Annotated in this window: 22 protein-coding genes; 5 read left to right on the top strand and 17 right to left on the bottom strand. The window is 72.8% G+C overall.

The features are described from left to right. The first annotated feature begins 15 nt into the window (after positions 1-15). Positions 16-837 carry an NAD-dependent epimerase/dehydratase family protein gene (locus SXIN_RS25010; protein ID WP_019709604.1) on the top strand — a complete coding sequence of 274 codons (822 nt, stop codon included), beginning with the start codon at positions 16-18 and terminating at the stop codon, positions 835-837. A gap of 58 nt (positions 838-895) precedes the next feature. Here SXIN_RS25010 and SXIN_RS25005 read toward each other — a convergent pair whose 3' ends face one another. The 6 genes from SXIN_RS25005 to SXIN_RS24980 all read right to left on the bottom strand — a co-directional run bounded on the left by SXIN_RS25005 (position 896) and on the right by SXIN_RS24980 (position 6735). Next, positions 896-1402, bottom strand: a complete 507-nt coding sequence (locus SXIN_RS25005) for an NUDIX hydrolase (RefSeq protein ID WP_019709603.1) — start codon at positions 1400-1402, stop codon at positions 896-898. Between the two features lie 96 nt (positions 1403-1498). Continuing rightward, positions 1499-2488, bottom strand: coding sequence for a zinc-dependent alcohol dehydrogenase family protein (locus tag SXIN_RS25000; RefSeq protein WP_019709602.1), 990 nt, complete (start codon positions 2486-2488; stop codon positions 1499-1501). Then, positions 2485-3414: a carbohydrate ABC transporter permease gene (locus SXIN_RS24995; protein WP_095757561.1), complete on the bottom strand. Its 930-nt coding sequence runs from the start codon at positions 3412-3414 to the stop codon at positions 2485-2487. Before SXIN_RS24995 ends, SXIN_RS25000 begins: the two co-directional genes overlap by 4 nt. Then, positions 3411-4388 carry a carbohydrate ABC transporter permease gene (locus SXIN_RS24990; protein WP_095757560.1) on the bottom strand — a complete coding sequence of 326 codons (978 nt, stop codon included), beginning with the start codon at positions 4386-4388 and terminating at the stop codon, positions 3411-3413. The genes SXIN_RS24995 and SXIN_RS24990 overlap by 4 nt, the downstream gene beginning before the upstream one ends. Then, positions 4385-5743 carry an ABC transporter substrate-binding protein gene (locus tag SXIN_RS24985; protein WP_019709600.1) on the bottom strand — a complete coding sequence of 453 codons (1359 nt, stop codon included), beginning with the start codon at positions 5741-5743 and terminating at the stop codon, positions 4385-4387. Before SXIN_RS24985 ends, SXIN_RS24990 begins: the two co-directional genes overlap by 4 nt. Before the next feature lie 230 nt (positions 5744-5973). Beyond that, positions 5974-6735 carry a DeoR/GlpR family DNA-binding transcription regulator gene (locus SXIN_RS24980; RefSeq protein ID WP_019709599.1) on the bottom strand — a complete coding sequence of 254 codons (762 nt, stop codon included), beginning with the start codon at positions 6733-6735 and terminating at the stop codon, positions 5974-5976. A 381-nt stretch (positions 6736-7116) separates the two neighbouring features. On the opposite strand from SXIN_RS24980, the gene SXIN_RS24975 reads away from it, so the two are divergent. Next, positions 7117-8331 carry a TerD family protein gene (locus SXIN_RS24975; RefSeq protein WP_095757559.1) on the top strand — a complete coding sequence of 405 codons (1215 nt, stop codon included), beginning with the start codon at positions 7117-7119 and terminating at the stop codon, positions 8329-8331. Positions 8332-8594: 263 nt separating this feature from the next. On the opposite strand, the gene SXIN_RS24970 is transcribed toward SXIN_RS24975, so the two are convergent. After that, positions 8595-10064, bottom strand: a complete 1470-nt coding sequence (locus SXIN_RS24970; RefSeq protein ID WP_039821920.1) for an alkaline phosphatase PhoX — start codon at positions 10062-10064, stop codon at positions 8595-8597. A 182-nt stretch (positions 10065-10246) separates the two neighbouring features. Then, entirely contained in the window at positions 10247-11983 is a 1737-nt protein-coding gene (locus SXIN_RS31625; RefSeq protein ID WP_192883630.1) for a hypothetical protein, read from the bottom strand. Positions 11984-12277: 294 nt separating this feature from the next. Between SXIN_RS31625 and SXIN_RS24960 the strand changes: the two genes are divergently transcribed. Continuing rightward, positions 12278-14134 (top strand): endonuclease/exonuclease/phosphatase family protein, encoded by a 1857-nt coding sequence (locus SXIN_RS24960; protein WP_095757558.1) that lies wholly within the window; start codon positions 12278-12280, stop codon positions 14132-14134. A gap of 218 nt (positions 14135-14352) precedes the next feature. Here the strand turns inward: SXIN_RS24960 and SXIN_RS24955 are convergent, their stop codons facing one another. Beyond that, complete coding sequence (locus tag SXIN_RS24955; protein WP_019709596.1) at positions 14353-15219, bottom strand: alpha/beta fold hydrolase; 867 nt, start codon at positions 15217-15219, stop codon at positions 14353-14355. A 166-nt stretch (positions 15220-15385) separates the two neighbouring features. Further along, positions 15386-16027, bottom strand: a complete 642-nt coding sequence (locus tag SXIN_RS24950; RefSeq protein WP_050930890.1) for an ATP-binding protein — start codon at positions 16025-16027, stop codon at positions 15386-15388. A 202-nt stretch (positions 16028-16229) separates the two neighbouring features. Here SXIN_RS24950 and SXIN_RS24945 point away from each other — a divergent pair, with 202 nt between their 5' ends. Beyond that, complete coding sequence (locus tag SXIN_RS24945) at positions 16230-17114, top strand: helix-turn-helix domain-containing protein (protein WP_039821849.1); 885 nt, start codon at positions 16230-16232, stop codon at positions 17112-17114. Continuing rightward, the gene (locus SXIN_RS24940) at positions 17111-17314 is read left to right on the top strand and encodes a DUF397 domain-containing protein (RefSeq protein ID WP_019709593.1); all 204 of its coding nucleotides are present in this window, start codon (positions 17111-17113) and stop codon (positions 17312-17314) included. The genes SXIN_RS24945 and SXIN_RS24940 overlap by 4 nt, the downstream gene beginning before the upstream one ends. Before the next feature lie 158 nt (positions 17315-17472). Here the strand turns inward: SXIN_RS24940 and dapD are convergent, their stop codons facing one another. From dapD to sufD, 7 genes are all read right to left on the bottom strand, one after another. Further along, positions 17473-18462: a 2,3,4,5-tetrahydropyridine-2,6-dicarboxylate N-succinyltransferase gene (dapD, locus tag SXIN_RS24935; protein WP_019709592.1), complete on the bottom strand. Its 990-nt coding sequence runs from the start codon at positions 18460-18462 to the stop codon at positions 17473-17475. 155 nt (positions 18463-18617) lie between these two features. Beyond that, a complete protein-coding gene (locus SXIN_RS24930; protein ID WP_019709591.1) occupies positions 18618-18953 on the bottom strand; it encodes a metal-sulfur cluster assembly factor in 336 nt (111 codons plus the stop codon). Next, entirely contained in the window at positions 18950-19414 is a 465-nt protein-coding gene (gene sufU / locus SXIN_RS24925) for a Fe-S cluster assembly sulfur transfer protein SufU (protein WP_019709590.1), read from the bottom strand. The genes SXIN_RS24930 and sufU overlap by 4 nt, the downstream gene beginning before the upstream one ends. 23 nt (positions 19415-19437) lie before the next feature. Then, positions 19438-20709 (bottom strand): cysteine desulfurase, encoded by a 1272-nt coding sequence (locus tag SXIN_RS24920; RefSeq protein WP_019709589.1) that lies wholly within the window; start codon positions 20707-20709, stop codon positions 19438-19440. A 5-nt stretch (positions 20710-20714) separates the two neighbouring features. Further along, complete coding sequence (sufC, locus tag SXIN_RS24915) at positions 20715-21470, bottom strand: Fe-S cluster assembly ATPase SufC (RefSeq protein WP_019709588.1); 756 nt, start codon at positions 21468-21470, stop codon at positions 20715-20717. 7 nt (positions 21471-21477) lie between these two features. Continuing rightward, positions 21478-21825: a non-heme iron oxygenase ferredoxin subunit gene (locus tag SXIN_RS24910; protein ID WP_019709587.1), complete on the bottom strand. Its 348-nt coding sequence runs from the start codon at positions 21823-21825 to the stop codon at positions 21478-21480. Then, complete coding sequence (gene sufD, locus SXIN_RS24905; protein WP_019709586.1) at positions 21825-22997, bottom strand: Fe-S cluster assembly protein SufD; 1173 nt, start codon at positions 22995-22997, stop codon at positions 21825-21827. Before sufD ends, SXIN_RS24910 begins: the two co-directional genes overlap by 1 nt. Positions 22998-23056: the final 59 nt, after the last annotated feature.

Below are 23056 nucleotides of genomic sequence, written 5' to 3'. Positions count from 1 at the left end.
CGAGGAGACACCGCCATGCCCGCAGACCGCACCGTCCTGCTCACCGGCGCCGCCGGCGGCCTCGGCACCCTGATGCGCGACCTGCTGCCCCCGTACGGCTACACCCTCCGGCTGCTCGACCGCGTGCCGGTGCCGGACGTCCCCGACGGCACCGAGGCGGTCACGGCCGACCTCGCCGACCGGGAGGCCCTCCGGGAAGCGGTCCGCGGTGTCGACGCGATCGTCCACCTCGCCGGGATCTCCCTCGAATCCACCTTCGAGAACATCCTCGACTCCAACATCCGGGGCACCTACCACCTCTACGAGGCCGCCCGCGAAGAGGGCGTGCGCCGCGTGGTCTTCGCCTCCAGCAACCACGCCGTCGGCTTCCTCCCCCGCCCCGCCGGCGAGGACGCCCCGCCGCTGCCCGCCGAGGCCCCTCACCGGCCCGACACCTTCTACGGCCTCTCCAAGTGCTTCGGCGAGGACCTGGCGTCCCTCTACTGGGACAAGCACGGCATCGAGACCGTCTCCATCCGCATCGGCTCCTGCTTCCCCGAGCCCACCACCGTCCGGATGCTCTCCCTCTGGCTCAGCCCGCCGGACGCCGCCCGGCTGCTGCACGCGGCCCTGACCGCCGAGGCCGTCGGCCACACCGTGGTCTACGGCAGCTCCGCCAACACCCGCCTGTGGTGGGACCTCTCCTCCGCCCGGGCGCTGGGCTACGAGCCGCGGGACGACTCGGAGCCGTACGCGGCGAAGCTCCTCGCCGAACAGGGGGAGCTCGACCCGGACAACCCCGACCACGCCCATCTCGGCGGTCACTTCTGCACCAACCCGCCCCGGTGGCCGCACTGACCGGCCGCACCGGACCGGCCGCACCGTCCCCCGCCGCCCGGAGGCGCGGGCGGTGTCCTCAGGCCGGGGGCCGGGGCCCCGTGTCCCGCGCGGCGGCACAGAGGGCCGCCAGGTACTCGTCCACGGGCTGGACGCGGCCGGAGAGGGGCTCCGCGGCGGCGCGCCAGTGGATGGCGGCGATCTCCTCGTTCGGGGTGAACGGACGGGGCACCGAGGTCCGCCCGGTGTAGACGGCCCCGTACACCAGGCGCCGCCGGCGCCCCAGGGTGTAGAGCCCGTAGCCGGTGAAGCGGAGCTCGTCGGCGACCTGGCCGGACTCCTCGGCGAGTTCGCGGACCGCCGCCTCCCGCGGGCTCTCCCCGTCCTCGATGCCCCCGCCGGGCAGTTCCCAGGTGGCGCGGTCCCGCTCGTAGACCATCAGCAGTCTGTCGCCGTGCCACAGCGCCACGAGGGACATGCCGATCCCGGCCTCGCGGAAGCGGGTGTCCTCGGGGACGCGGTGGAACGCGTGCAGGATGAGGCCGCGGCCGTCGCTGACCAGGGAACCGGTGCGTGCTCGTCTCATTCTCCGGACTCTACGGCCGGAACGGCGCGGTCCGCGGACCGGGAACGGAACGGGACCGCGCGGGCGGGCGTCCGGGCCGGACGCCCGCCCGCGGCGTCACGGCACGACCACGATCTTCCGGCCCTCCCCCGCCGCGAACCGCTCCAGCGCCTCCGGGTAACTCTCCAGCGGCATCCGGTCGCTGATGAAGACTCCGGGGTCGATGACGCCGGCCGCGAAGAGCTCCGCGGCGCGCTCGTAGCTGTGCAGGACGGCCATCGAGCCGGTGATGGTGATCTCCTGGTTGTAGATCCGGTACGGCTCGATGACGGCGGTCGTGGCGTAGTCGGCGACCCCGAACTGCAGGAAGGTGCCGGCCTTGGCGACCCGTCCCAGGCCGTCCTGGATCGCCGCCGCGTTGCCGGTGGCGTCGATGACGACGTCCCAGCCCCCGGGCCGGCCGAACTCCGCGGCGGCCGCGGCCGTGCGCGAGCAGCCCAGCGTCCGGGCGGTGGCGAGGCGTTCGGCGCTGATGTCGACGACGTCGACGCTCGCGGCCCCGGTCCGCTTGGCGAGCTCCAGCATCATCAGGCCCATCGTGCCGGAGCCGTAGATCAGCACATGGGCCCCCATGCGCGCCGACAGCACGTCGTAGCCGCGCACGGCGCAGGACAGCGGCTCGATGAGCGCGGCGTCCTGGAGACCCACGTGGTCCGGGAGCTTCACGCAGTTGGCGGCGGGGGCGAGGGCGTACTCGGCCGCGCCGCCCGCCGCGGACACGCCGATGGCGGCCCACCGGTCGCACAGATTGTTGCGGCCGGTGCGGCAGTAGCGGCACTCCTGGCAGTACAGCGAGGGGTCCACCGCCACCCGGTCACCGGCCTTCAGCTCGCTGACGGCGCTCCCGGTGCCGACCACCTCGCCGGCGAACTCGTGCCCCGGCACCAGCGGCAGTGAGGGGGCGAACTCGCCCTGCATGATGTGGAGATCGGTTCCGCACAGCCCGCAGGCGGCAACCTTGACGACCACCTCCCGGGGCCCGGGGACGGGGTCGGGGACGGTGGCCAGCACGGCCTTGCCGGGCGATTCGATGACGGCGGCCCTCATTTGACGGCTCCCAGAGACAGGCCCTGAACGAGTTTGTCCTGGGCGGCGAACCCCGCGGCGAGCACCGGCAGGGAGATGACGACGGAGGCGGCGCACACCTTGGCCAGGAACAGCCCCTGGCTGGTGATGAAACCGGTCAGGAAGACCGGCGCGGTCTGCGCGGTCACCCCGGTGAGGACCCGGGCGAACAGCATCTCGTTCCAGCTGAAGATGAAGCAGATCAGCGCGGTGGCGGCGATGCCGGGCCCCACGAGCGGGGCGATCACCCGGCCGAGGACGGTGGGCAGCCGCGCCCCGTCGAGCTGCGCGGCCTCGATGAGGGCGGCGGGCACCTCGGCGAGGAAGGACTGCATCATCCACACCGCGATCGGCAGGTTCATCGAGGTGTAGAGGAGGACGAGCAGCCAGATGTTGTCGAGCAGCCCGGTGTTCCGGGCGAACAGGTACACCGGCAGCAGCCCGGCGATCACCGGCAGCATCTTCGTCGACAGGAAGAAGAAGAGCACGTCCCGCCATTTGCGCACCGGCCGGAGGGAGAGGGCGTACGCCGCCGGGAACGCCAGCAGCAGCACCGCGGCGGTGGAGAAGACCGACGCCATGGCCGAGTTGGCCAGCGACGGCCAGGGGCCGGCGGCGCCGGTGGCGAAGAACTCGCGGTAGCCCTCCAGCGTGAGCGGGGCGGCGAGCGAGGGCGGGTTGGTCGCGGCGTCGGCCTCGGAGTGCAGGGAGGTGAGGGTCATCCAGGCGACCGGCAGGAAGAACACGATGCCGGCGAGCCAGGCCAGCATCCCGAGCGCGGTGTTCCGGCGCCGGGCACGCCGCACCGCCGGATGCGGGACGGTACGGCCTGGCGGCCCGGCGGGGGCGGACGCCGCCGCCGGCGCGGCGGGCGCGGCGGGGACGGGGGCGGGAGCGGGGGCGGTCATGACCCGGACACCTCCTCGCTGAACAGGGACGAGACCACGCGCAGGGCGAAGACGGCGATGGCGATCGAGCCGATGACGACCAGCACCCCCGCGGCCGAGGCGAGGCCGTACTCATGGGCCTTGTAGAAGGTGTGGTAGATCGTGTACGGCAGGTTGGCGGTGCCCAGCGACCCGGCGGTGAGGGTGAACACCGCGTCGAAGTGCTGGACGATGTAGATCGAGCCCAGCAGCGCCCCCAGTTCCAGATAGCGCCGCAGGTGCGGCAGCGTCAGATAGCGGAAGACCTGCCAGGAGCCGGCGCCGTCCAGCCGGGCCGCCTCGGCCGTCTCCAGCGGCCGGCTCTGCAGCCCCGCCAGCAGGATGAGCATCATGAACGGCGTCCACTGCCACACCAGGGAGGCCGCCACCGCGGGCAGCGGCATGTCGGAGAGCCAGTCGGGCTGGACGGGGTCGTCCACCCCGAAGAGCCCGCCCAGCCAGGCGAGGGCGCCGTTGAACAGCCCGTACTCCGGGTTGTAGAGGGCGTGCTTCCACAGCAGCGCGGCGGCGACGGGAACGATCAGGAAGGGGGCGATGAGCATCGTGCGCACCACGCCCCGGCCGCGGAAGGACCGGTCCAGCAGCAGCGCCAGGCCGAGCCCCAGGAGCAGGCTCGCCAGCACCACGGACACGGTGAGCACCACCGTGGTGACGACGGAGGACCGCAGCCGCGGGTCGGAGAGCACCGTGCCGTAGTTGGACAGCCCGGTGAACTCCCGGCCGCCGGGGTCGAGTGCGTACCAGTCGAACACGGAGATGAAGAGCGTCGCCGCGAACGGGAGCTGGGTGACGGCGATCAGGAAGACCAGGGCGGGCAGCAGGGGGGCGCGGGTGGCCCAGGCCCGCAGCCGCCCGGAGGCGGCCGGGGCCCGGGCGGGCGCCCGGGGCGGGGAGGCGGCGGGCGGCGGGGAGGCCGCGGTGAGCTGTCCCGTCATTTGTTCCGGTACTCCTTGCCGACGGCCTCGGCCAGCCGCTGCGAGGCGGCCAGCGCCTGCTTCACCGACTTGCGTCCGGCGATGGCCGCGCTGATCTCCTGGGAGACCTTGGTGCCCAGGTCGGTGAACTCGGGTATGCCGACGAACTGGATGCCGGGCGCGGGCCGCTTCTGCACGCCCGGGTCGCGCGGGTCGGCGCCGGAGATGGCGGTCCGGGCCACCTCGGAGAAGGCTCCGGCCGCCTTGCGGTACTCGGGGCGCTCGTAGGTGGAGGCGCGCTTCCCGGCCGGTACGTTGGTCCAGCCGATCTCCTCGCCGACCAGCTCCTCGTACTCCTTGCCGGAGGCCCAGGAGATGAACTTCCAGGCGTCGCCGGCGTTCTCCGAGGCCTTCTGCACCCCCCACGCCCAGGTGTAGAGCCAGCCGGAGCTCTCGGTCTCCTCCACCGGCGCGGGCACGTAACCGATCTTGCCCTTCACGGGGGAGTCGCCGGCCTCCAGCGATCCGGCGCCGGCGGTGGCGTCGTACCACATGGCCGTCTTGCCCTGGGTCATGTTGTTCAGGCACTCGGCGTACCCGGCCTGGGCGGCGCCCGCCTCGCCGTGCTCGCGCACCAGGTCCACGTAGAACTCGGTGGCCTCGGTGAACTCGGGGGAGGTGAGCCGGGCGTTCCAGTCCTCGTCGAACCAGGTGCCGCCGAAGGTGTTGACGACCGTGGTCAGCGGCGCCATGACCTCGCCCCAGCCGGGCAGTCCGCGCAGGCAGATGCCCTTCATGCCCTTCTCCTCGGCGTCCACCTCCGCGGCGAGGTCCGCGACCTCCTGCCAGGTGGGCTTCTCGGGCATGGACAGCCCGTGCTTGTCGAAGACGTCCCGGCGGTACATCAGGAAGGACGACTCGCCGTAGAAGGGCTGGCCGTAGAGCTTGCCGTCCTCGCCGGTGAGCGAGAGCCGCATCGGCTCCAGGACGTCGTCCTGGTCGAACGCCTCGTCCTCGGCCACGTAGGAGTCGAGGGCGTGCAGCCAGCCGTTGCCGGCGTAGATCGGCGCCTCGTAGTTGCTGATGGTGGCGACGTCGTACTGGCCCGCCTGGTTGGAGAAGTCCTGGCTGATCTTGTCGCGGACGTCGTTCTCGGGCAGCACCGTGAAGTTGACCTCGATGCCGGTCTCCTTGGTGAAGTGCTCGGCGGTGAGTTTCTGCAGCTCGGTCATCGGCGGGTTGTTGACCATCAGTACGTTGATCGAGCCGTCCTCCGAGGCCGTGCCGCCGGCCCCGGCGCAGGCCGCCAGGAGACTTCCGGCCACGGCGGTGGCGATCAGGGTGCTTACCGGGGTGCGGATGGTTCTGCGTCGCATGTCGGGCTCCTTGCCGTGGGCGGGGTGAGGGCGGTTGAGGGGGTGGTGGGTGTCGGGGTGGCGGGGGTAGCGGGGAGCGGAGGGGCTGGAGAGGGTGGAGTGACGGGTGCGCGGGTGTGCGGTGCCGTACCGCCGGCGGTGGGTGGATCGCGGACGGTCTGTGGCCGGCGGTGTGCCGGTCCGGGGGTGTGCGGGGTGGTTCCGGGGCGCGCGGCCGGTGACCGCGCCGGTCACACGCGGATGACCTGCGGCCCCAGGAGGGAGTAGCGGTGGGCTTCGGAGGACGGCAGGGCGGTGCCGGTGACGATCGCCTCGAAGTCGGAGACCTCCGCGAAGCGGCAGAAGCCCACGGCTCCGAACTTGGTGTGCACACCGGCGAAGATCCGGCGCCGTGCCGCCCGTACGGCGGTCGCCTTGACCTCGCCGACCACCGGGTCGGGTGTGGTCAGGCCATGGAGCCGGGAGATGCCGTTGGCTCCGAGGAACGCCAGGTCGATGACGAATCCGGAGAGCATCCGGGTCGCCCAGTGGCCGACCGTGGCCAGGGTGCCGCCGCGCACCCGGCCGCCCAGCAGGAGCACGGTGAAGTTGTCCCGTCCGGCCAGCGTCCTGGCGGTGGCCAGGGAGGTGGTCACGACGGTCAGCGGGCGGTCCCGGGGCAGCGCCTCGGTGATGAGCTGCGGGGTGAAGCCCTCGTCGACGAAGAGCGTCTCGGCCTCGCCGAGCAGCTCCGCCGCCGCGGCGGCGATCCGCCGCTTCTCGGGCACGTGCAGGGTGGCGCGGAAGGCGAGCGTCGTCTCGAACCCCGGTGTCTCCACCGGGTAGGCGCCGCCATGGGTACGGCGCACCAGGCCGTGGTCCTCCAGGACCCGCAGGTCTCGGCGGATGGTCTCCTTCGCGACGGCCAGTTTCTCGGCGAGCCGGGTGACCTCCACCGCACCCGTGTCCCGGGCCAGGGCGACGATCTCCCGCTGCCGTTCCTCGGCGTTCACCGGCGCACCTCCTCCACTCGCCCGGCCCGTCCCCCCCGGGGGTCTCCCGGAGCAGGTGTGCCCGTGCGGGCCGTGAGGAGATTTGTACAGTGCGCGCAAGGGCCCGGCCAGGTTCCTTCCGAAGCCGATCCTGCCCGTCTGTGCCCGTTCCCGGAAGACTTCCGGAACGGTTCGACCTGGTGGGACGCGGGTGCGGCCGCCGCGGCCGGTGCCCGGACGGCGGACCGGGATGCCCGTTCGGTGCCCGTTCCCCCACGGCGGGCTGTCCGCGGTTGCCCGCCGCGGACGGGAGCGGGACCGCCGGGAACCCCCGCGCCCCGCCGGACGGGTCGGGTAATGGAACCGTAAAGCCGGGCCGATCGTTACCCCGGCATGACCGCTATGACCCCCGGCTCGAACATCCCTCTCTCCGTCCCCCGTGTGGCGGTGGACGTCACCGCACCGGCGCGGCTCGACGTATCGGGCCTGCTCCTGACCTCCGACGGAAAAGTCCGTTCCGACGAGGACTTCGTCTTCTACAACCAGCCCAGCGCCCCGGGGGTGACCCACCGCGGCGGTGGCGGCGGCGCCCCCGACACCATCACCGTGGACACCGGCGCCGTACCGGCCGGGATCGACAAGGTGGTGGTGACGGCCAGCCTCGACGCCCCGGGGGCGACGTTCGCCGGCACGGAGCCGACGGCCACGGTCCGCAACGCCGACGACGGCTCGGTGCTCGCCACGTTCACACCGCCGCGCCTCGGCCCGGAGACCGCCCTCGTCGTCGCCGAGGTGTACCGCAGGGGCGGCGCCTGGAAGGTGCGGGCCGTCGGACAGGGATACGCCGACGGACTGGCGGGCATCGCCACGGACTTCGGGGTGAGCGTGGAGGAGCCCGCCGCCCCGGCCGCCCAGCCGGCTCCCCCGCCGGCCGCCGCCACGGCTCCCCCGCCCCCGCCTCCGGCCGCGCCCGCGATGCCGGCGGCTCCGGCCCCGGCCGCTCCGGCGGCCCCGCCCGCGGCCCCCGCCGCTCCAGGAACCGGGAAGATCAACCTGGACAAGGGCCGGGTCAGCCTGCAGAAGAACCAGACGGTCTCCCTGGTGAAGGGCGGCCGCCCGCTGCTGACCTCCGTGCGGATGGGCCTCGGCTGGGAGCCGGCCTACCGGGGCAAGGACATCGACCTCGACGCCTCCGTGATCGCCTACGGCCCGGACCGCAAGAAGATCGACGCCTGCTACTTCGGCAAGCTCACCATCCTGAACGGCGTCATCCAGCACTCCGGTGACAACCTCACCGGCGAGGGCGGCGGTGACGACGAGGCGATCACCGTCCACCTGGGCGATGTGCCACCGCAGGTCACCGGGCTGGTGTTCACGGTGAACTCCTTCTCCGGGCAGAAGTTCACCGAGGTCTCCAAGGCGTACTGCCGGCTGCTGGACGGCGCGGGCCAGGAGCTGGTGCGCTTCGACCTGACGGGGGCGGAGCCCCGCACGGGCGTGATGATGTGCAAGCTCATCCGGCAGTTCTCGGGTGAGTGGGAGATGACGGCGATGGGCGAGTACGTCGACTCCCGCACGGTCCGGGGCATGGTGAAGCCGGGCGCCAAGGCGCTGTAGGGGCCGTACGGCGGGCGGTCGCCGGCGCCGCCCGCCGTCCCGTCACCCGCCGTGCGCCGTGCGCCGTCCCGTCGTGGTGACCCGGACGCCCGGCCCGTGCCCGGAGCGGGTGCGGGACCGCGGCGGAGCCCCCGGCGGGGCCGGGCGCCCGGGGTTCGGGGGCCGGACGCGGGGCCGGGCCGCGTCGGGCACGGCGGCGTCCGGGCCGGGCATCCGCGCGCCCCGGGCCCGTGGCGCCGCACCGGGCCGGGGGCGCGGTGGTGTCAGCGGGGCTGCCGGCGCCAGGGGCCGGTGATGGCGAGCATGATCCCGGGCTCCTGGATGTTGGCGTACAGCGTCTTGCCGTCGGGGGAGAAGACCACACCGGTGAACTCGCTGTACTCCGGCTCCTCCGCGGTGCCGACGTTCACCTCGTTCCGGGCGATCGGGTACATCCGGCCGCTCTCCGTGGCGCCGAAGAGGTGCTGGATGCCCTCGCCGTCCTCGGCGATGATCAGCCCGCCGTACGGCGAGACGGTGATGTTGTCAGGGCCGTCGAACGCGCCGTCCTCGAAGGGCTTGGTGTTGACGCCGAGGATGACCTTGAGGGTGAGGGTCCGGCGCCGGGGGTCGTAGAACCAGACCTGGCCGTCGTGCGGCCGGCCCGGGCTCTCCTCGCGGGCGTAGGAGGAGACGAAGTACGCCCCGCCGTCGGCCCACCACATGCCCTCCAGCTTGCGGCCCCGGGTGACGCCTCCGTCCTCGAACTGCTTGCGCACGGGGACGGTGCGGGCGTCGCGGTCGGGCACGTCCACCCAGTCGACGCCGTAGACGGTGCCCGCCCGGGTGGCCCGGGAGAGGTCGTCGACGAAACGCCCGCCGGAGTCATAGCACTTGGGCGCCTGGAGGACGCCGGCATCGTCGGCCAGGGTACGGAGCCGGCCGCGGCCGTGTTCGAAACCCTTCGGCGGGACCCAGCGGTAGAAGAGGCCGTTGGGCTCGTCGTCGTCCTCCGTCAGGTACATGTGGCCGCGCCGCGGGTCGACGACGACGGCCTCGTGGTCGTAGCGGCCCAGGGCCTTGACCGGCCGGGGTGCGCGGTTGGCACGCCGGTCGAGGGGATCGACCTCGAAGACATAGCCGTGGTCCTTGGTCATCCCGTTCTCGCCGGCCCGGTCGGAGTTCTCCTCGCAGGTCAGCCAGGTGTTCCAGGGGGTGCGGCCGCCGGAGCAGTTGTCGGAGGTGCCGGCGATGCCGACCCACTGGGCGACCTCGCCGCCGCGGCGCACCTCGACGACGGTGCAGCCGCCGGGCGCCGCGGGGTCGTAGACCAGGCCGTCGGCGAGCGGAACGGGGTGCGCTGTCTCCTCGCGCGGGCCGTCGATCTCGTGGTTGACGACGAGCAGGGTGGCGCCGCGCGGACCGGCGAAGGCGGCGGTGCCGTCGTGGTTCGAGGGGGTGGGCTCGCCGGACTCCAGTTCGGTGACGCCGGTGCGGGAGATGACGCGGTACGAGAAGCCCTCGGGCAGCGCGACGATGCCCTCGGGGTCGTCCCGCAGCGGCCCGTAGCCGACCCCGCGCGGGGGGTGCTGCCGGTCGGCGCCGGCGGTCCCGGCCGTCCGGGACTCCTCGTCCCCGCCGCCGATGCCGATGGCGTCGGGCGCACCGGCCAGCACGCCGACGCTGCCGGCGAGCACCACGCCCGCACCGGTGTAGGCGGACCCTCTCGCGAAATCCCTGCGGGTGAGCGGCATCTTCATCTCCTGCGTGGCCGGATCGATCCCTGCGCTACGGGAACCACGGTGCCCGGCCCCGCCGAACACCGGTTGAACACCGCCCGACGGCCGTTCGTCCATTGCGCGATCCGGCGGCCGGAAGACGGGGTCCCGCCGGCCGGCGAGAGCATCCCCCGGGCACCCCGCGCGAGGGAGACCGGTCAACGCCCCCGCGAGCGCGCCTTGTACGCCGCCTGGCGGGCCGCTTTGGCCACCGCGCGGTCGGGGTGCAGCCGCCCCATCGCCTCCAGGACCTCCCCGGTCGCCGGGTGGTCCACCCGCCAGGCCGTGTCGAAGAAGGCGCCGTGCCGCCCGACCAGCCCGAGGACCAGCTCCTCCAGTTCGGCGGAGTCGCCGTCCGCGCCGAGCTGGGCCGCGAGGGTGTCAACGGTCAGCCAGAAGACCATCTCCTCCGAGGGCTCCGGCACCCCCCTCGCCCCGTGCTCCGCCAGCCAGACCCGGGCGAGCCCGCCGAGGTGCCGGTCGTCCAGCACCTCGCGCAGCGCGGGCTCGGCCTCCGGGCCGATCAGGGCCAAGGCCTGCTGGCAGCCGAGCCGGCGCAGCGGCGCGGCCGGGTCGTCGCCCCGGCCCGCGGCGAGGAGTTCCCGGGCGGCGGCGACGGGATCGCGCCGCTCCAGCCACTCCTCGACCTCGTCCCGGGCCGCGGCCTCGGGGTATCCCGTGACGGTGTCCAGCAGGGTTTCCGCACCCTGTCCGGCGAGGTCCCCGGTGAGCGGCGCGGTGATGCCCGCGTCGAGCAGACGGGCGCGCACGCCGTGGGCGCCGAGAGCGGTCAGCCGGACCATGCCGTAGCGGGCGGCGGCGTCGTCCCGGCCGCCGGCCGGAGCGGCGTGCCCGGCAACGGCCGGAGCGACGGCGTCCGTTGCGACAGCGGTGACCGTGCCGTCCGCGGTGACCGTGCCGTCCGCCGGTTCGCCGGCCCCCGCTTCGGCCACCGCCCCGTCCCCGTTCCCGTCCAGCTCCTCGATGAGGCTCGCGTCGACGGGCCGGTACTCGACGAGCCCGAGGGGCTCCAGCAGCCGGAAGCGGTGGTCCAGCCGCATGACCTCCTCCGACACCTCCTCCAGTACGGCGTCGGTGGGTTCCGTCATGCCCTCGGGCACGATGACCGTGGCGGCGAGCGCGGGCAGCGGTACGAAGCTCCGCCCGGGGTCGCCGAGGGCGCGGCCCTCCAGGGCGGTGAGGGCGTAGAGCGCGGCGAGGACGCGGCCGAGTCTCCCGGCGGCCCCGCCGGAGGGGCGGCCCGGGGCGGCGGTGGGGGCGCCGGCCCCGGCGCCGTTCACGGCGGCCGCGTTCGCGCCTGCGGGGGCCGCCCCCTTGGCAGTCCCGGTGCCCGTGCCGGTACCCGCTGGCCCTGTTCCGGTCCCTGCGCCGGTGCCGGTCCGCGTCCCGTGCCCCGTTCCGTTCCCCGCTTCCGCCTCCGCCTCCGCCTCCGCCTCCGCGAGCACGGTCTCCAGCCCGCTCCGCCAGAGCTCCAGGATCTCGCGCGGGCTCCCGCCGGTGATCCGGGCGGCCTTCTCGCCGGGGACGGCCCGCAGGCCCATGCCTGCCGCGCCCGCCCGCCCCGCGCCGGCCGGTGTCCCGGCGTCCGCGCCGCCCTTCCCGGCAGTCCGCAGCAGGCCGGTGGCGGCGGCGAGCCGCCATGCCGCGCGGGTGGCCGCGAGCCCGTCCGCGTCGCCGTCGAGTCCCAACTCCCCGGCCAAACGAAGGAGTTCGGTGCGTTCCGGCTGCCCGTCCGCTGCCACCGGCACCCCGTCCGCCGGGCGGCGGGCGAGCCGCACGGCGCGGGCGAGGAGGGGTGCCGTCAGTGCCTGGCGCGCGAGTTCGGCCTCGGAGGGCAGCCGGAGCGGCGGCATGACGGAACGGTCTCCGGGCATGGGCGACTTCTCCTCGGGATGCTGGGGTCCGCACCGCCCGCGTCGGGCGCGCCGCACAAAGCCTAGACCGATATGAGCGCTTCCGGTCCGGTTCACCGCGGCGTCCGCCCGTGTACACCGGCGGTCCCTTGACAACGGGGGTGCGCACGCCGGAGATTGACGCGCGTAGAAACAGTGCGGGTGCCGAACTCCCGTTCCCCCGCCTCCCATCAGGCGGCGTGGATCCCGCCCGTCCCGCGCACGACCGCCGGGCGGCGGACCTCTGCCCGTCCGACCTCACCCTCCGGAGAACCGATGGACCCGATAGCCCCGCCCGCCGCCGCCCGACCGCTCCGCCGCACCGCCGCGCTGGGCACGCTGGCCGCCACCGCGCTCGCGGCCGGACTGCTGGCCGCGCCGCAGCAGGCCGAGGCCGCGCAGCCGCGCATCCACGACATCCAGGGGAACACCCGCCTCTCCCCGTACGACGGCGAGCGGGTCACCGACGTCCCCGGCGTGGTCACCGCGGTCCGCGCCTTCGGCTCCGCGCGCGGCTTCTGGGTGCAGGACCCGCGGCCGGACCGCGACCCGGCCACCAGCGAGGGCGTGTTCGTCTTCACCGGCTCGAAGACCCCGGCCGTCGCGGTGGGCGACGCGGTGCTGGTCTCCGGCACCGTCGGCGAGTACTACCCGGGCGGCCGGGACGCCGGACTCCAGTCCGTCACCCAGATCTCCGGCGCCACCTGGACGGTGGACTCCTCCGGCAACGCCCTCCCCGCCGCCTTCCGGCTCAACGGCGCCTCGGTGCCGAACCGTTACGCCCCCGAGGCGCGCGGCGGCGGCAGCATCGAGCACCTTCCGCTCCGTCCGCACCGCTACGCGCTGGACCGCCACGAGTCGCTGGAGGGCATGCGCGTCCAGGTCTCCGACGCCGGCGTCGTCGGCCCCTCCAGCCGCTACAACGAACTGTGGGTGACGGCCGATCCGCGCGAGAACCCCACCGCGCGCGGCGGCACGCTCTACGCCTCGTACCGCGACCAGAACGGCGCCCGGCTGAAGGTCGCCTCCCTCATCCCCTTCGCCGAACGGCCGTTCCCGCAGGCCGATGTCGGCGACCGGCTCACCGGCACTACCGCCGGCCCCCTGGACTACGACCAGTTCGGCGGCTACGAGCTCCAGGCCACCGAACTGGGAACACTGGAGGACAGCGGCCCGGACCGGGAGCGGACCCGGCCGCAGCGGGCCGGCGAACTGTCCGTTGCCACGTACAACGTGGAGAACCTCTCCCCGAAGAACCCGGACGAGAAGTTCACCCGGCTCGCCGAGGCCCTGGTCCACAACCTCGCCTCGCCCGACATCGTCGCCCTGGAGGAGGTCCAGGACGACAACGGCCCGACGAATGACGCGGTGGTGAGCGCCGACGCCACACTGCGGAAGCTGACCGAGGCCATCGCCGCCGCGGGCGGGCCCTCGTACGCGTGGCGCCAGATCGACCCGGCCGACGACGAGGACGGCGGCCAGCCCGGCGGCAACATCCGGGTGGCCTTCCTCTACAACCCCGAGCGGGTCTCCTTCCCCGACGTCCCGGGCGGTGACGCCACCACGTCCGCCGTCCCGCTGCGCGGCGCGGACGGCGAGGTGGGCCTCTCCGCCAACCCCGGCCGCGTCCGCCCGGAGAACGCCGCCTGGGACGACAGCCGCAAGCCCCTCGCGGCCGAGTTCCGCTTCCGCGGCGAACCGGTCTTCGTCGTCGCCAACCACTTCGCCAGCAAGGGCGGCGACCAGGCGCTCGACGGCCGCTTCCAGCCCCCGGCGCGCTCCTCGGAGACCCAGCGGATCGCCCAGGCGAAGCTGGTGGGCGGCTGGGTGAAGTCGCTGCTGGAGCTGGACCGCAAGGCGAAGGTCGTGGTCGCCGGCGACATCAACGACTTCGACTTCTCGCCGACCGTGGAAGCCCTCACCGACCGGGGCCGGATCCTCACCGACCTGGTGGACCGCCTGCCGCGCGACGAGCGCTACGGCTACGTCTACAACGGCAACTCGCAGGTGCTGGACCACATGCTGACCAGCCGCGCGATCCGCCACGCGGACTACGACATCGTCCACATCAACGCGGAGTTCGCCGACCAGGCGAGCGACCACGACCCCCAGGTCCTCCGCTTCCGCCCCTGACCGCGGCGTCCCGGGTCACCGCCACGGAGGGGCGGTGACCCGGGACGGGAAGCTCTCCCGGCCCCCGGGCATCCGCCGCCCCGGCCGGGCCGACACGGCGACCGGTACGGGCAGTACGAGCATGTCCCCGTGGCCAGGGGCATGGAGCGGGACGGACGGCAGGGCACGGTCGAATCCATCTTCCGGCCGGGGCGGCCGGGGCGGACGGCACCCCCGGCCTACGCCGCAGGGGTGCCGGAGGCGGGACGGCCCGGTTGGTCCAGCAGGGCGGCCAGGTGGCCGGGGCGTTCCTCGACCACCAGGTGCCCGGCCCCGGGGACCACGCCCAACTCCACGCCGAGGGTGGCGCGCACCGCCGGGCCGAGCCGCCCGGGGGGAAGGAAGACATCGTGCTCCCCCGTGACCACCAGGCGGGGAACCGGCCGTGCGGGCAGGGCGGCGGCGCCGGGTGCCCCGCTGGAGCGCACATGCCGGGCGACCAGGGTCATCCAGTCCACCACTTCCTCGCGGGGCGCGTGGCCGGGTGCGAGCATCGTGCGCAGGAGCCGGGCGCTGTGCGACGGCGCGGGCCGCAGGAACCAGGCGGTGGAGGCGGCCAGCACGGTGGGGGTCAGCCTCAGCCGGGTCAGCCCGCCGGGAGAGACCAGGACGAGCCGGCCGATCCGGGCGGAGTCGCTGGACAGGGCGATGGCGGCGCCGAAGGAGTGCCCCATCACCGCCACCGGCTCCGGCGAGAACTTCTCGATCACCTCGCCCAGCCACGCCCCGTACCAGGACAGCCGGCCGCCGGCCGGACGACGGTCGCCGGAGCTGAGTCCGGGCTGGCCCGGGACGTCCACCAGCAGCACCCGGTGGCCGGCGGCGGCCAGGGCGGTGGCCAGCGGCAGCGACGCGGCGGCGTTGAAGTTGGTGCCCGGGACGAACACGACCGTCGTCGCGCCGGAGCCGGCGAGGACCACATGGGTCGGCGCCCCCTTGGCCGTCACCGTCTTCCGTTCGTGCGGCACCGGCCACGCGGCGAGCCGGTCGAGGCACCAGCGCTGGACGCATTCCCGGCCCGCCGTGCTGCGGTAGATCGAGGTCATGTGCCGAGTATCGTGCCCCGTCCCGCGCCAGGGGGCGGAACAGCCGTGCCGCTCGGCCGGGTTGGGGCGCGGAACTGCGGCGCCGGGTGCATCGGCCGCGGGCCCGTCCGGCCATGTGCGTGGTGACGCCCGGCGGGCCGGCCCCTCCCGAACACGACCGTTGACGTCAGTCAGTCGGCGAGGCCGCATCGGCACCGTCGCGTACGGTCAGCGGTTCGGCCGCGCTCAGGCACAGCGCCGGGCCCGTGTCCAGGGCAAAGGTCACCACGAGCCCGCCGGAGGCACAGGGCTCGGCGCGGACGTCGCGGACGGTACGCCAGGCGCCCCGCACGCGGACCTGCCGGCCCGCCCGGACGGCCACCGCCGCGACCTCCGTACCGGCGCCGGGACGCGGCGCGAGGCCCGGAGCCTTGACCTCGGCCCAGACGGTCTTGCCGATTCCGCCTTCGCGCCGCCGCACACCCCAGCGGTGGGAGAGGGTTTCCACGAGCAGCAGGCCGCGTCCGCCGGTTTCGTCCGCTGCGGGGCTGCGGATCTCCGGTGTGCCGGTTCCGGCATCGCTGACCTCCAGCCGCAGCAGCCCGTCCGCCTCCGCCCGCACGATGCGGACCCCCACCTGCCGGTCCTTCGGCGCGCGGACGCACAGGGCGTTGGTCACCAGCTCCGACAGCACCAACTCGGCCGTATCCGCGGCCTCTTCACCGACACCCCAGTCACCCAGCAGCGCGTGCAGCAGCGCCCGCGCTCTGGGGACGCTGCTGCGCCGGCGGGAGAGCCGGAAGACGAGTTCGTTGCGCATTGCTGCCATGGCAGCCCCCTGATGCTCGACGTTCCACCGGAGTCCCCACCGCTGACGCTCATTTGAGGCGGGGTGGAGCCGGTGTCCATGTCCGGCAGAATGTAGGCGCATCAAGCGCATCTGCAACGTTGACGACTGAAATGATGCCAATGTTCGCTCTTCCGGGTTAACGCCCATCCCCGCAAGTCACCGCTCTGCTAAAGGTGTTCGCATGCTCGCGAAAAGCGCCACTCCGAATCCATCGACTGTCCTGGGCCGCCAACTCGGGGACGAGTTGCGCCGTTTGCGGGAAGCAGCCGCATTGACCACATCGCAGGCGGCGGAAGCGCTCGACTGCACGAAGGGCAAGATCAGCCGTATCGAGAACGGCCGGGTCACCGTCCGGTTGCCCGATCTGACGGCGATGCTTCAGGCATACGAGGTGTCGGACCCCGAGCTGCGGACGCGGTTGAGCACCCTGGCCCGGAAGGCCAACCGGCGCCGCAGAGAAGGGTGGTGGAACCAGTACGGCCCGGTACTCGCCGACACGTACCGCGACTACATCGCTCTGGAGGCCATGGCGGGCTCGATCCGCACCTTCCAGGCCCAGCTCGTCCCCGGCCTGCTCCAGACGCCCGACTACGTCCGGGCCGTCACCGTGGCCTCACGGCAGTGGCAGACGGCGGACGAGATCGAGAAGTTCGTCCAGGTACGCCTGGCCCGCCAGGAACGCCTGACCGGCGATTCCCCGCTGCATTTCTGGGCCGTTCTCTCGGAAGCCGTTCTCGTCCAACAGGTCGGCGGTCCGGAGGTCATGAGCGCGCAACTGCGGCACCTCCTGACCGCCTCCGAGCGTCCGAACGTGACGCTCCAGGTGCTGCCGTTCTCCCGGGGAGCGCATGCGAGTATGTTCGGCCCATATGTAGTGCTGGGCTTTCCCGAGGACGGGGCGCTCGACGTAGTGCTGGCGGACAACCCGACCGGCTCGATGTGGTTCGAACGAGAGGCGGAAGTCGCCCGGTACCGGGAGCTGTTCGACGCCGCTCGCACGACCGCGCTGTCTCCGGTGGAGTCCCTCGCCGTCATCCAACGCCGGGCCAGGGAGCACAGATCATGAAGAACGCACACCGCAGCATGCCGGACCTGCCGGCCGTGAGGTGGCGCAGCAGCACGTACAGCGGCGGCAACAACGAGTGCGTAGAGGTCGCCGGCAACATACCCGGCACCGTCCCGGTCCGGGACAGTAAGCGCCCCGGCGGCCCCGTGATCTGCTTCAGCCGGTCCGCTTGGAGCACGTTCGTCGACCACCTGCGCTGAGACGGGCCGCCGGTGCGGGCCCCGGCCGCAACTCGCGCCATCGGCGTCACCGCCCCGCCAGGGGTCTTGAGGACGGCCCCGCCCACGGCCCGTGCGGTCCCCGTGATTCAGGGGGCCGCACGGGCCCGTATGGCATGGGCCGTGACGGCTGCCGCCGGTCAGTCGTTGCTGTGCAGGGCCGCGTTCAGGCCGCCCCAGGAGCCGGTGCGCTGGAGGGCCTCGACCTTGCCGGTGGTGGAGTTGCGGCGGAAGAGGAGGTTGTGGGCGCCGGAGAGCTCCACGGCCTTGACGATGCTGCCGTCCGGCAGGCTGACGCGGGTGCCCGCGGTGACGTAGAGGCCGGCCTCGACGACGCAGTCGTCGCCGAGGGCGATGCCGATGCCCGCCTCCGCGCCGAGCAGGCAGCGCTCGCCGATGGAGATGACCTGCTTGCCGCCGCCGGAGAGCGTGCCCATGATCGAGGCGCCGCCGCCGATGTCGGAGCCGTCGCCGACGACCACACCCGCGCTGATCCGTCCCTCGACCATGGAGTGGCCCAGCGTGCCGGCGTTGAAGTTGACGAAGCCCTCGTGCATCACGGTGGTGCCGGCGGCGAGGTGGGCGCCGAGGCGCACCCGGTCGGCGTCGGCGATCCGGACGCCCGCCGGGGCGACGTAGTCGGTCATGCGGGGGAACTTGTCGACGCTGGTGACGGCGAGGTGCAGCCCCTCGGCGCGGGCCGCGAGCCGGACCGTCTCGACCTGGTCGACGGGGACCGGGCCGAGGCTCGTCCAGGCGACGTTGGCCAGCAGGCCGAAGATCCCGTCGAGGTTCTGGCCGTGCGGCTGGACCAGGCGGTGGCTGAGCAGATGCAGCCGCAGGTAGGCGTCGTGGGCGTCGGCCGGCTTGTCGTCGAGCGAGGCGATGACGGTTCGGACGGCGATCACCTCGACGCCGCGGCGCGGATCGGGGCCCAGCGCCTTGGGTGCGGACTCGCCCAGCAGTTCGGCGGCACGCTCCGGGGTCAGCCGCTCGGTCCCGGCCGGGCCGGGCTCGGCGATGAGCTCGGGTGCCGGGAACCAGGTGTCGAGGACGGTGCCGTCGGCGGCGAGGGTGGCGAGCCCGGCGGCGGCCGCGCCGGTCTTACGGGTGGTGGCTGCATCGGTCATGACCGAACGCTAACCGGTCCGGCTACGGGCCCGCGAACCGGTCTCAGCGCCCGGTCACCGGCCGGGGCGGACCCGGGCACGCCTCCGCCCCGCGCCGGGTGCGGCCCCGGGCGGGGCGGTGGACGGTGGCGGCGGGACGGGCCCGCGCCGCCGCGTCAGACGTTGAAGCCCAGGGCGCGGAGCTGCTCGCGGCCCTCGTCGGTGATCTTGTCGGGGCCCCACGGCGGCATCCAGACCCAGTTGATCCGGAGCTCGTTGACGATCCCGTCGGTGGCCGACTTCGCCTGGTCCTCGATGACATCGGTCAGCGGGCAGGCCGCGGACGTCAGCGTCATGTCGATGGTGGCGATGTTCGAGTCGTCGACGTGGATGCCGTAGATCAGGCCGAGGTTGACGACGTCGATGCCCAGCTCCGGGTCGACGACGTCGTAGAGGGCCTCGCGGACCTCTTCCTCGCTCGCGGGCTTGGTGGTCTGTGCGGTCTCGGTCATGCCGACTCCTTCGCTGACTCGTCGCCCAGTGCCTGCGCCGTGGCGTCCTTCCAGGCCATCCAGGACAGCAGGGCGCACTTCACGCGCGCCGGGTACTTCGAGACGCCGGCGAACGCGACCGCGTCCTCCAGCACCTCCTCCATCGCGTCGTCGGGCTCCAGCCTGCCCTTGGACTGCATCAGTTCCAGGAAGGTCTCCTGGATCCTCCGCGCCTCGGCGAGCTCCTTGCCGACCAGCAGTTCGTTGAGCACCGAGGCGCTGGCCTGGCTGATGGAGCAGCCCTGGCCGTCGTAGCTGACGTCCTCGATGGTCTCGCCGTCGAGCCGCACGCGCAGGGTGATCTCGTCCCCGCACGTCGGGTTGACATGGTGCACCTCGGCGTCACCGTCGCGCAGACCACGCCCGTGGGGGTGCTTGTAGTGGTCCAGGATGACGTCCTGGTACATGGAATCCAGCTTCACAGCAGTCAGCCCTCGTCCGTCCGTCAGCCGAAGAAGTTCCGTACGTGCTCCAGGCCGTCGACCAGGGCGTCGACCTCGGCCGGGGTGGAGTACAGATAGAACGACGCTCGCGTGGTCGCGGGAATTCCGTACCGCAGGCAGACGGGCCGCGCGCAGTGGTGGCCGACCCGGACTGCGATGCCCTGCTCGTCCAGGACCTGGCCCACGTCGTGCGGGTGGATGTCGCCGAGCGTGAAGGAGATCGCCGCGCCGCGGTCCTCGGCCGTCACCGGTCCGATGATCCGCAGGTCCGGGACCTCCCGGAGCCGGCGGACGGCGTACTCGGTGATGGTGTGCTCATGGGCCGCGATCTTGTCCATGCCGATCGAGGTGAGGTAGTCCACGGCCGCGCCGAGGCCGACGGCCTGGGCGATCGGGGGCGTGCCCGCCTCGAACTTGTGCGGTGCCGGGGCGTAGGTCGAGTGGTGCATCGACACCGTCTCGATCATCTCGCCCCCGCCCAGGAACGGCGGCAGGTCCTCCAGCAGCTCCTGGCGGCCCCAGAGGACGCCGATGCCGGTCGGGCCGCACATCTTGTGGCCGGTGAAGGCCACGAAGTCGGCCTGGAGCGCCTGCACGTCCAGCGGCATGTGCGGGGCGGCCTGGGAGGCGTCGATGACGGTGAGCGCCCCGACGTCCTGGGCCCGGCGGATGATCTTGTCGACCGGGTTGACCGTGCCCATGATGTTGGAGACCAGGGTGAACGAGACGACCTTGGTCTTCTCGGTGATGATCCGGTCGATCTCCGACAGGTCGAGCCGGCCGTCGTCGGTGAGGCCGAACCACTTCAGCTTCGCGCCGGTGCGCTGCGCGAGCAGCTGCCACGGAACGATGTTGGAGTGGTGCTCCATCTCCGTTATGACGATCTCGGTGTCGCTGTCCACGCGGTAGGGCTCGTCGGCCCAGCCCAGCATGTTGGCGACGAGGTTGAGCGACTCCGAGGCGTTCTTGGTGAAGATCACTTCGTCGCGGCTCGGGGCGTTGACGAACGCGGCCACCTTGTCACGGGCGCCCTCGTACAGCGCCGTGGCCTCCTCCGCGAGCACGTGCACACCGCGGTGCACATTGGCGTTGTGGCGCTCGTAGTAGGCGTTCAGCGCGTCGAGGACCTGGCGCGGCTTCTGCGAGGTGGCCGCGTTGTCCAGGTACACGATCTTCTTCCCGTCGTGGACCGTGCGGTCCAGGAGGGGGAAGTCCTTGCGGATCGCCTCCACGTCGTACGACGACGCCGTGAGGAGGCCCGGCAGCTGTGTCACTCGGCTCAGGCCTCCTTCGTGTAGGCCTCGTAGCCCTCGGCCTCGAGCTTGTCGGCCAGCTCCGGGCCGCCGGACTCGGCGATCCGGCCCCGGGCGAACACGTGCACGTGGTCGGGCTTGATGTACCGCAGGATGCGGGTGTAGTGCGTGATCAGCAGGGTGCCGGTCTCGCCGGTCTCCCGGACGCGGTTGACGCCCTCGGAGACGGTGCGCAGCGCGTCCACGTCCAGACCGGAGTCGGTCTCGTCGAGGATCGCGACCTTCGGCTTGAGCAGCTCCAGCTGGAGGATCTCGTGGCGCTTCTTCTCACCGCCGGAGAAGCCCTCGTTGACGTTGCGCTCGGCGAAGGCCGGGTCCATGTTCAGCCGCTCCATGGCTCCCTTGACCTCCTTCACCCAGGTGCGCAGCTTGGGGGCCTCGCCGCGGATGGCGGTGGCGGAGGTGCGGAGGAAGTTGGAGACGGAGACGCCGGGGACCTCGACCGGGTACTGCATGGCGAGGAAGAGGCCGGCGCGGGCCCGCTCGTCGACGGACATCTCCAGGACGTTCTCGCCGTCGAGGGTGACGGTGCCGCCGGTGACGGTGTACTTGGGGTGACCCGCGAGGGAGTAGGCGAGGGTGGACTTGCCGGAGCCGTTCGGGCCCATGATGGCGTGCGTCTCGCCCTGCTTCACGGTCAGATCGACCCCGGACAGGATCTCCTTCGTGCCGTTCTCGACCTCGACGGAGACGTGCAGGTCGTGGATTTCAAGCGTTGCCATGGATGCCTCAGGACTCCTGGGTGACGGAGACGAGCACAGCCGCTTCGGGGCCGTCTCCTTCGATCTTTACGGGGTATACGGGGACGGGGCGGGTGGCGGGCGGGCCGGAGGGCTTGCCGGTGCGCAGGTCGAACCGCGAGCCGTGCAGCCAGCACTCGATCTGGCAGTCCTCGACCTCGCCCTCGGAGAGCGAGACGTTGGCGTGCGAGCAGATGTCGTAAATCGCGTACACCTCGCCCTCGGTCCGGACGACCGAGACCGGGGTGCCGTCGACCTCCACCCGCCGGGGGGTGTCCTCCTCCAGCTCGGACAGCCCGCAGACCCGTACGTAGGCGGTACCGGTGCCGGCGGCCATCAGACGGACGCCTCCAGCTCCGTGTCGATCTTCTCCAGCAGCCGTTCCTGCAGCTCGGGGAGGTTGATCTGCTGGACCAGCTCGGCGAAGAAGCCGCGGACGACCAGCCGGCGGGCCTCGTCGGCGGGGATGCCGCGGGCCATCAGGTAGAACAGCTGCTCGTCCTCGAAGCGGCCGGTGGCCGAGGCGTGGCCGGCGCCGACGATCTCGCCGGTCTCGATCTCCAGGTTGGGGACCGAGTCCACCCGGGCGCCGTCGGTGAGGACGAGGTTCCGGTTGAGTTCGTAGGTGTCGGTGCCCTCGGCCGCGGCGCGGATGAGGACGTCGCCGATCCAGACGGCGTGCGCGTCCTCGCCCTGCAGCGCGCCCTTGTAGACGACGTTGCTGCGGCAGTGCGGGATCGCGTGGTCGACGAAGAGCCGGTGCTCCTGGTGCTGGCCGTTGTCGGTGAAGTACAGGCCGTAGAGCTCGGCCTCGCCGCCGGGGGCCGCGTAGTTGATCCGCGGGTGGAGCCGGACCAGGTCGCCGCCGAAGGTGACGATCACGGACTTGAAGGTGGCGTCGCGGCCGACGAGCGCGGTGTGCTGGCCGGCGTGGACGGCCTTGCCGTCCCAGTCCTGGACGGACACGGCGGTGAGCTTGGCGCCGTCCCCGAGGACGTACTCGACGTTGCCGCCGAAGGTGGCGTCCCCGGTGTGGTCGAGGACGACGATCGCCTCGGCGAAGGCGCCGACCTCGACGACGTGGTGGGCGTAGGCGGTGCCGCCCTGGCCGTGCACGGAGATCCGCACCGGCTCGGACAGCACGGTCTCCTTGGGGATCGTGATGACCGTGGCCTTCTCGAACGAGCTGTACGCCTGGGCGGCGACGCGGTCGACGGGCTTGCCGGCCCGGCCGAGCCGGGGGTCGTCCCGTCCGACCCGTTCCTGGGTGGCCTCGGCGGGGGTGAAGACCTCGTAGCGGACGCCGCCGTCGTCCACGGCCGTGCCGTCGTGCAGCCCGCGGAGGCGCTCCAGCGGGGTGAACCGCCACTCCTCCTCGCGGCCGTGCGGCACGGGGAAGTCCGCCACGTCATAGGAGGCGGGCGCGCTCACCCGGGCGTCGGCGGGATGGTCACCGCCCACCTGAATGGCACCTTCCGTGGTGCTGCCCACCGGGATGTTGTCAGCCATGGCTAGTCGTACTGCTCACTTTCTGCCTCAGTGTGATCGCTCAAGGTCTGTGGGGCGGC

It is taken from the genome of Streptomyces xinghaiensis S187 (genome assembly GCF_000220705.2).
Taxonomy (GTDB): Bacteria; Actinomycetota; Actinomycetes; order Streptomycetales; family Streptomycetaceae; genus Streptomyces; species Streptomyces xinghaiensis.
The sequence above is the reverse complement of the archived record's forward strand: the minus strand, read 5'-3'. Positions and strand labels throughout refer to the sequence as shown.

Coding starts and splice junctions, on each gene's coding strand:
- SXIN_RS24945 (WP_039821849.1), top strand. CDS start 16,230: ATGCTCGCGAAAAGCGCCACTCCGAATCCATCGACTGTCCTGGGCCGC.
- SXIN_RS24990 (WP_095757560.1), bottom strand. CDS start 4,388: ATGACGGGACAGCTCACCGCGGCCTCCCCGCCGCCCGCCGCCTCCCCG.
- SXIN_RS24930 (WP_019709591.1), bottom strand. CDS start 18,953: ATGACCGAGACCGCACAGACCACCAAGCCCGCGAGCGAGGAAGAGGTC.
- SXIN_RS25010 (WP_019709604.1), top strand. CDS start 16: ATGCCCGCAGACCGCACCGTCCTGCTCACCGGCGCCGCCGGCGGCCTC.
- SXIN_RS24940 (WP_019709593.1), top strand. CDS start 17,111: ATGAAGAACGCACACCGCAGCATGCCGGACCTGCCGGCCGTGAGGTGG.
- SXIN_RS31625 (WP_192883630.1), bottom strand. CDS start 11,983: ATGCCCGGAGACCGTTCCGTCATGCCGCCGCTCCGGCTGCCCTCCGAG.
- SXIN_RS24950 (WP_050930890.1), bottom strand. CDS start 16,027: ATGGCAGCAATGCGCAACGAACTCGTCTTCCGGCTCTCCCGCCGGCGC.
- SXIN_RS24960 (WP_095757558.1), top strand. CDS start 12,278: ATGGACCCGATAGCCCCGCCCGCCGCCGCCCGACCGCTCCGCCGCACC.
- dapD (WP_019709592.1), bottom strand. CDS start 18,462: ATGACCGATGCAGCCACCACCCGTAAGACCGGCGCGGCCGCCGCCGGG.
- SXIN_RS24955 (WP_019709596.1), bottom strand. CDS start 15,219: ATGACCTCGATCTACCGCAGCACGGCGGGCCGGGAATGCGTCCAGCGC.
- SXIN_RS24985 (WP_019709600.1), bottom strand. CDS start 5,743: ATGCGACGCAGAACCATCCGCACCCCGGTAAGCACCCTGATCGCCACC.
- SXIN_RS25005 (WP_019709603.1), bottom strand. CDS start 1,402: ATGAGACGAGCACGCACCGGTTCCCTGGTCAGCGACGGCCGCGGCCTC.
- SXIN_RS24910 (WP_019709587.1), bottom strand. CDS start 21,825: ATGGCCGCCGGCACCGGTACCGCCTACGTACGGGTCTGCGGGCTGTCC.
- SXIN_RS25000 (WP_019709602.1), bottom strand. CDS start 2,488: ATGAGGGCCGCCGTCATCGAATCGCCCGGCAAGGCCGTGCTGGCCACC.
- SXIN_RS24975 (WP_095757559.1), top strand. CDS start 7,117: ATGACCCCCGGCTCGAACATCCCTCTCTCCGTCCCCCGTGTGGCGGTG.
- sufC (WP_019709588.1), bottom strand. CDS start 21,470: ATGGCAACGCTTGAAATCCACGACCTGCACGTCTCCGTCGAGGTCGAG.
- SXIN_RS24970 (WP_039821920.1), bottom strand. CDS start 10,064: ATGCCGCTCACCCGCAGGGATTTCGCGAGAGGGTCCGCCTACACCGGT.
- sufD (WP_019709586.1), bottom strand. CDS start 22,997: ATGGCTGACAACATCCCGGTGGGCAGCACCACGGAAGGTGCCATTCAG.
- SXIN_RS24995 (WP_095757561.1), bottom strand. CDS start 3,414: ATGACCGCCCCCGCTCCCGCCCCCGTCCCCGCCGCGCCCGCCGCGCCG.